This window comes from Shewanella abyssi (assembly GCF_023284025.1).
In the GTDB taxonomy this organism is placed as follows: Bacteria; Pseudomonadota; Gammaproteobacteria; order Enterobacterales; family Shewanellaceae; genus Shewanella; species Shewanella abyssi.
In genome coordinates this window covers 1-6309 of record NZ_JAKIKR010000097.1, presented here as the reverse complement: position 1 = coordinate 6309, position 6309 = coordinate 1, and the positions used below count along the sequence as shown (strand labels likewise).

4 protein-coding genes are annotated in these 6309 nt (G+C 46.8%); 2 read left to right on the top strand and 2 right to left on the bottom strand.

Features of this window, described 5'->3' with window-relative positions; genetic code table 11:
- Positions 1 to 783 precede the first annotated feature (783 nt).
- Together L2755_RS21590 and argS (L2755_RS21585) are read right to left on the bottom strand one after the other, a co-directional pair.
- Complete coding sequence (locus L2755_RS21590) at positions 784 to 1356, bottom strand: SPOR domain-containing protein (protein WP_248982704.1); 573 nt, start codon at positions 1354 to 1356, stop codon at positions 784 to 786.
- 10 nt (positions 1357 to 1366) lie between these two features.
- Positions 1367 to 3112: an arginine--tRNA ligase gene (gene argS, locus L2755_RS21585; RefSeq protein ID WP_248982705.1), complete on the bottom strand. Its 1746-nt coding sequence runs from the start codon at positions 3110 to 3112 to the stop codon at positions 1367 to 1369.
- Between the two features lie 85 nt (positions 3113 to 3197).
- On the opposite strand from argS (L2755_RS21585), the gene argS (L2755_RS21580) reads away from it, so the two are divergent.
- Together argS (L2755_RS21580) and L2755_RS21575 are read left to right on the top strand one after the other, a co-directional pair.
- A complete protein-coding gene (argS, locus tag L2755_RS21580; RefSeq protein WP_248982705.1) occupies positions 3198 to 4943 on the top strand; it encodes an arginine--tRNA ligase in 1746 nt (581 codons plus the stop codon).
- Between the two features lie 10 nt (positions 4944 to 4953).
- Positions 4954 to 5526 (top strand): SPOR domain-containing protein, encoded by a 573-nt coding sequence (locus L2755_RS21575; RefSeq protein WP_248982704.1) that lies wholly within the window; start codon positions 4954 to 4956, stop codon positions 5524 to 5526.
- Positions 5527 to 6309 lie beyond the last annotated feature (783 nt).

Sequence of the window (6309 nt, the reverse complement as noted above, 5' to 3'; positions counted from 1 at the left end):
TGTTCTGGCGTTTACTGGAAGGCTACAATTCCCTGTATTAAAACTGAAAACTCAAATGCCGAGAGTGTGCGCTTTTCGAAACCAGTGTGGATGCGGCTGTGACCGTCCATGACATGGACGTCATGGCCGAGCTTCCATGGACGGACTTGCTGCGTGTCTCAGTTGCGTCTGCACATACGCCGACCGCAGGTCATTGGAACCACTTTTGCCTAAAGATAGCTCCCATCTGCTCCAAACCGATTTAGTCAAATTAGTGTAGGACTAAAAAATCGAAATCAACGTCGTGGTGCTTCGCCCACACCCGAGCCAAAGGGGAAAGCGCTTGTCCCCTTTCGCGAATCCTCAGCGCTCCGGCGAAATTTCTGAGAAGCGAAACTTCCAACGGGGGAGAATTGATTCTGCAAGCTAGGCTATTTATCTTTATTCTGGTGTTAACTGAGAGTGCCGTTGCTTATTGCCATAAAATTGAAAACTCAAATGCTGAGAGTGTGCGCTTTTCAAACTCAGTGTAGATGCGGCTGAGGCCGTCGAAAACAGGGACGTTTTCGTTGAGCCCACAAGGACGTGTTCACGGCGAGCCTCAGCCGCGTCTGCACATACGCCGACCTCAGGTCATTGGAACCACTTTTGCCTGAAGGTAAGTCATTTCAGTCCAAAAATGAGTCAAGTTTTAATTTAGTGTTGCTAATCTATGGCTACAAGCCACTTTCCCATTCCGACAGCCAATAAAAAAGCGCTGCCTTGGGCAACGCTTTATAGAGTTAAGCCTGCAGAGAGGAACCTCTACGAACTTTCCCAGAACCAGATTTGGCAGCCGTTAGTGCCAGAGTTTTGCAGTACATGGCGATGTCTTTCTGCTTCACGTTTCTTATCGTAAGGCCCGAGTACAACCTTGTACCAAATTCCGCTGGTGCCTTTCACTTTACGTACCTGCGCTTCTAACCCTTGGAAAGCAATTATCGCCTTTAGCGAATTTGCTTGAGATTCCTTCCTAAATGAACCGCATTGCATCTGGTAAGGTCGTTTAGGTTTGGTTGAAACGGCTGGCAGATCCACCTCTACCTTTTTATTTTCCAGCTCTTCAAGATAAGTCCACTCCTCTTGTGGAGCTGGTGGTAGCGCGTTTGGATCTTTTTTAACCGTGGTTTTCTTTGGTGCTTCAACTATTACTGGCGTCGTGACAGCTTCATCTGTGCTGTTTAACAGCCACAACAAATAACCAAAGCCAGCTAAACCAGCGATGGTGATCAGTAGTAGTAAATAAGGGAAACGCTTAGGCTGATCCCTTTTAGATCCACGCTTGTTGGCATTGCCTTTACGCGTGGGTTTACGGTTTGCGTAGTCACGACTCGTCATGGGGTTATGATTACATCCGCTCTAGAGTTTCAAGTCCTAGCAAGCTAAGCCCTTGCTTGAGTGTTTTCGCTGTTAGTTTAGCCAAGAGTAAACGGCTCTTCTTCTGTGCTTCGGTATCGGCAGCCAATACTGGGCATGCTTCGTAAAAGCTAGAGAACGCACCAGCAAGTTCAAATAGGTAAGCACATAGTGCATGTGGTTGACCTTTATCTACGACGCGGTCCATCACTTCACCAAACTGGGCCAACTTAGTCCCAAGCGCTTTCTCTCTCTCGTGCTCAAGTACGATCGTTGCACCGGTTAAATCAACGTCTTGTGCACGTTTGAAGATACCCACTACGCGAGTGTAGGCATAGAGTAAGTAGGGTGCGGTATTACCTTCAAAGCTAAGCATCTGCTCAAAGCTGAAGATATAATCGCTAGTACGGTTTTTAGATAAGTCAGCATATTTAACGGAGGCGATACCGACAACACGAGCAATTTCTGTTAGCTCGGCTTCATCCATATCTGGATTTTTGCTGCGGACTAAATCAAGTGCGCGAATGTCAGCTTCTTTAAGCAGATCAATCAGCTTAACCACGCCACCTGAGCGAGTCTTAAAGGGACGACCATCAGCACCGTTCATGGTGCCAAAGCCCATATGCTCGAAGCTCATCTCTTCACGAACAAATTTGGCTGTCTTAGCCAGCTTGAATACTTGCTGGAAGTGCAATGCTTGGCGCAGATCGACAAAGTAAAGTGCTCTGTCTGCTTTTAACACGTTCGAGCGATAGCGCATTGCTGCCATATCGCTGGTCGCGTATAGGTAACCGCCGTCCGCCTTTTGAATAATAACAGGCAGAGGCTCACCCTCTTTGTTTTTAAACTCTGGTTGGAATACTACTTTAGCGCCATTACTTTCTGACAATAATCCTTGTGCATCAAGTTCAGCAACCACTTGCTCTAAGTCAGCGTTATAGGCGCTTTCTCCGCGAACATCTTTGCGGGTTAAGCTCACGCCTAAACGCTGATAAATTTCGTGACAGTGGCTTAATGAAATGTCATTAAACTCACGCCATAATTTATTGCAGTATTTGTCACCCGATTGTAATGCCACTACCAGCTTACGGGCTTGGTTGGCAAAATCTGTCGATTCATCGAAGCGGACTTTCGCGGCGCGGTAGAAGTTTTCAAGATCTGAAAGCTCCATTTGTGCTTGTTCGCCATTGGCAGCACGCAACTCTTCCATATAGGCGAGTAACATACCGAACTGGGTTCCCCAATCACCGACGTGGTTTTGGCGGATAACATTGTGACCCATAAACTCAAGTGAGCGAACGATACTGTCACCGATGATGGTCGATCTTAGGTGGCCAACATGCATCTCTTTGGCAAGATTTGGCGACGAGTAGTCAACCACAACGGTTTGCGACTCAGGCAAGATTAGACCCAAAGTGTCGCTTGCCAGTGCTTGCATCAGTTGATTAGCGAGGGCATTGTCATCGATAAAGAAGTTAATGAAACCAGGGCCGGCAATCTCAACCTTTTCAACATGGTTAGATTCTGGCAGGTTGTCGATGATCAGCTGAGCTATCTCCCGTGGATTTTTACGGGCTGCTTTGGTCAACATCATCGCCAAGTTGGTGGCAAAATCACCGTGGCTGCTATCTTTTGTTCGGTCTACTTGAATGCGAGCTTCAAAATCAGCAGGAACAACACCTTGTTGTTTAAGGGCATTTAACGATTCAGCGAGTAAAGATTGAGTATGTGATTTCATTGGCGTTTAATCGGCACTACAAACGGCTAAAATAGTCGGTTACTCCTATTATTTTTCTCTACTTGTAAGTGCCGATTAAACGCCAATGAAATCACATACTCAATCTTTACTCGCTGAATCGTTAAATGCCCTTAAACAACAAGGTGTTGTTCCTGCTGATTTTGAAGCTCGCATTCAAGTAGACCGAACAAAAGATAGCAGCCACGGTGATTTTGCCACCAACTTGGCGATGATGTTGACCAAAGCAGCCCGTAAAAATCCACGGGAGATAGCTCAGCTGATCATCGACAACCTGCCAGAATCTAACCATGTTGAAAAGGTTGAGATTGCCGGCCCTGGTTTCATTAACTTCTTTATCGATGACAATGCCCTCGCTAATCAACTGATGCAAGCACTGGCAAGCGACACTTTGGGTCTAATCTTGCCTGAGTCGCAAACCGTTGTGGTTGACTACTCGTCGCCAAATCTTGCCAAAGAGATGCATGTTGGCCACCTAAGATCGACCATCATCGGTGACAGTATCGTTCGCTCACTTGAGTTTATGGGTCACAATGTTATCCGCCAAAACCACGTCGGTGATTGGGGAACCCAGTTCGGTATGTTACTCGCCTATATGGAAGAGTTGCGTGCTGCCAATGGCGAACAAGCACAAATGGAGCTTTCAGATCTTGAAAACTTCTACCGCGCCGCGAAAGTCCGCTTCGATGAATCGACAGATTTTGCCAACCAAGCCCGTAAGCTGGTAGTGGCATTACAATCGGGTGACAAATACTGCAATAAATTATGGCGTGAGTTTAATGACATTTCATTAAGCCACTGTCACGAAATTTATCAGCGTTTAGGCGTGAGCTTAACCCGCAAAGATGTTCGCGGAGAAAGCGCCTATAACGCTGACTTAGAGCAAGTGGTTGCTGAACTTGATGCACAAGGATTATTGTCAGAAAGTAATGGCGCTAAAGTAGTATTCCAACCAGAGTTTAAAAACAAAGAGGGTGAGCCTCTGCCTGTTATTATTCAAAAGGCGGACGGCGGTTACCTATACGCGACCAGCGATATGGCAGCAATGCGCTATCGCTCGAACGTGTTAAAAGCAGACAGAGCACTTTACTTTGTCGATCTGCGCCAAGCATTGCACTTCCAGCAAGTATTCAAGCTGGCTAAGACAGCCAAATTTGTTCGTGAAGAGATGAGCTTCGAGCATATGGGCTTTGGCACCATGAACGGTGCTGATGGTCGTCCCTTTAAGACTCGCTCAGGTGGCGTGGTTAAGCTGATTGATCTGCTTAAAGAAGCTGACATTCGCGCACTTGATTTAGTCCGCAGCAAAAATCCAGATATGGATGAAGCCGAGCTAACAGAAATTGCTCGTGTTGTCGGTATCGCCTCCGTTAAATATGCTGACTTATCTAAAAACCGTACTAGCGATTATATCTTCAGCTTTGAGCAGATGCTTAGCTTTGAAGGTAATACCGCACCCTACTTACTCTATGCCTACACTCGCGTAGTGGGTATCTTCAAACGTGCACAAGACGTTGATTTAACCGGTGCAACGATCGTACTTGAGCACGAGAGAGAGAAAGCGCTTGGGACTAAGTTGGCCCAGTTTGGTGAAGTGATGGACCGCGTCGTAGATAAAGGTCAACCACATGCACTATGTGCTTACCTATTTGAACTTGCTGGTGCGTTCTCTAGCTTTTACGAAGCATGCCCAGTATTGGCTGCCGATACCGAAGCACAGAAGAAGAGCCGTTTACTCTTGGCTAAACTAACAGCGAAAACACTCAAGCAAGGGCTTAGCTTGCTAGGACTTGAAACTCTAGAGCGGATGTAATCATAACCCCATGACGAGTCGTGACTACGCAAACCGTAAACCCACGCGTAAAGGCAATGCCAACAAGCGTGGATCTAAAAGGGATCAGCCTAAGCGTTTCCCTTATTTACTACTACTGATCACCATCGCTGGTTTAGCTGGCTTTGGTTATTTGTTGTGGCTGTTAAACAGCACAGATGAAGCTGTCACGACGCCAGTAATAGTTGAAGCACCAAAGAAAACCACGGTTAAAAAAGATCCAAACGCGCTACCACCAGCTCCACAAGAGGAGTGGACTTATCTTGAAGAGCTGGAAAATAAAAAGGTAGAGGTGGATCTGCCAGCCGTTTCAACCAAACCTAAACGACCTTACCAGATGCAATGCGGTTCATTTAGGAAGGAATCTCAAGCAAATTCGCTAAAGGCGATAATTGCTTTCCAAGGGTTAGAAGCGCAGGTACGTAAAGTGAAAGGCACCAGCGGAATTTGGTACAAGGTTGTACTCGGGCCTTACGATAAGAAACGTGAAGCAGAAAGACATCGCCATGTACTGCAAAACTCTGGCACTAACGGCTGCCAAATCTGGTTCTGGGAAAGTTCGTAGAGGTTCCTCTCTGCAGGCTTAACTCTATAAAGCGTTGCCCAAGGCAGCGCTTTTTTATTGGCTGTCGGAATGGGAAAGTGGCTTGTAGCCATAGATTAGCAACACTAAATTAAAACTTGACTCATTTTTGGACTGAAATGACTTACCTTCAGGCAAAAGTGGTTCCAATGACCTGAGGTCGGCGTATGTGCAGACGCGGCTGAGGCTCGCCGTGAACACGTCCTTGTGGGCTCAACGAAAACGTCCCTGTTTTCGACGGCCTCAGCCGCATCTACACTGAGTTTGAAAAGCGCACACTCTCAGCATTTGAGTTTTCAATTTTATGGCAATAAGCAACGGCACTCTCAGTTAACACCAGAATAAAGATAAATAGCCTAGCTTGCAGAATCAATTCTCCCCCGTTGGAAGTTTCGCTTCTCAGAAATTTCGCCGGAGCGCTGAGGATTCGCGAAAGGGGACAAGCGCTTTCCCCTTTGGCTCGGGTGTGGGCGAAGCACCACGACGTTGATTTCGATTTTTTAGTCCTACACTAATTTGACTAAATCGGTTTGGAGCAGATGGGAGCTATCTTTAGGCAAAAGTGGTTCCAATGACCTGCGGTCGGCGTATGTGCAGACGCAACTGAGACACGCAGCAAGTCCGTCCATGGAAGCTCGGCCATGACGTCCATGTCATGGACGGTCACAGCCGCATCCACACTGGTTTCGAAAAGCGCACACTCTCGGCATTTGAGTTTTCAGTTTTAATACAGGGAATTGTAGCCTTCCAGTAAACGCCAGAACA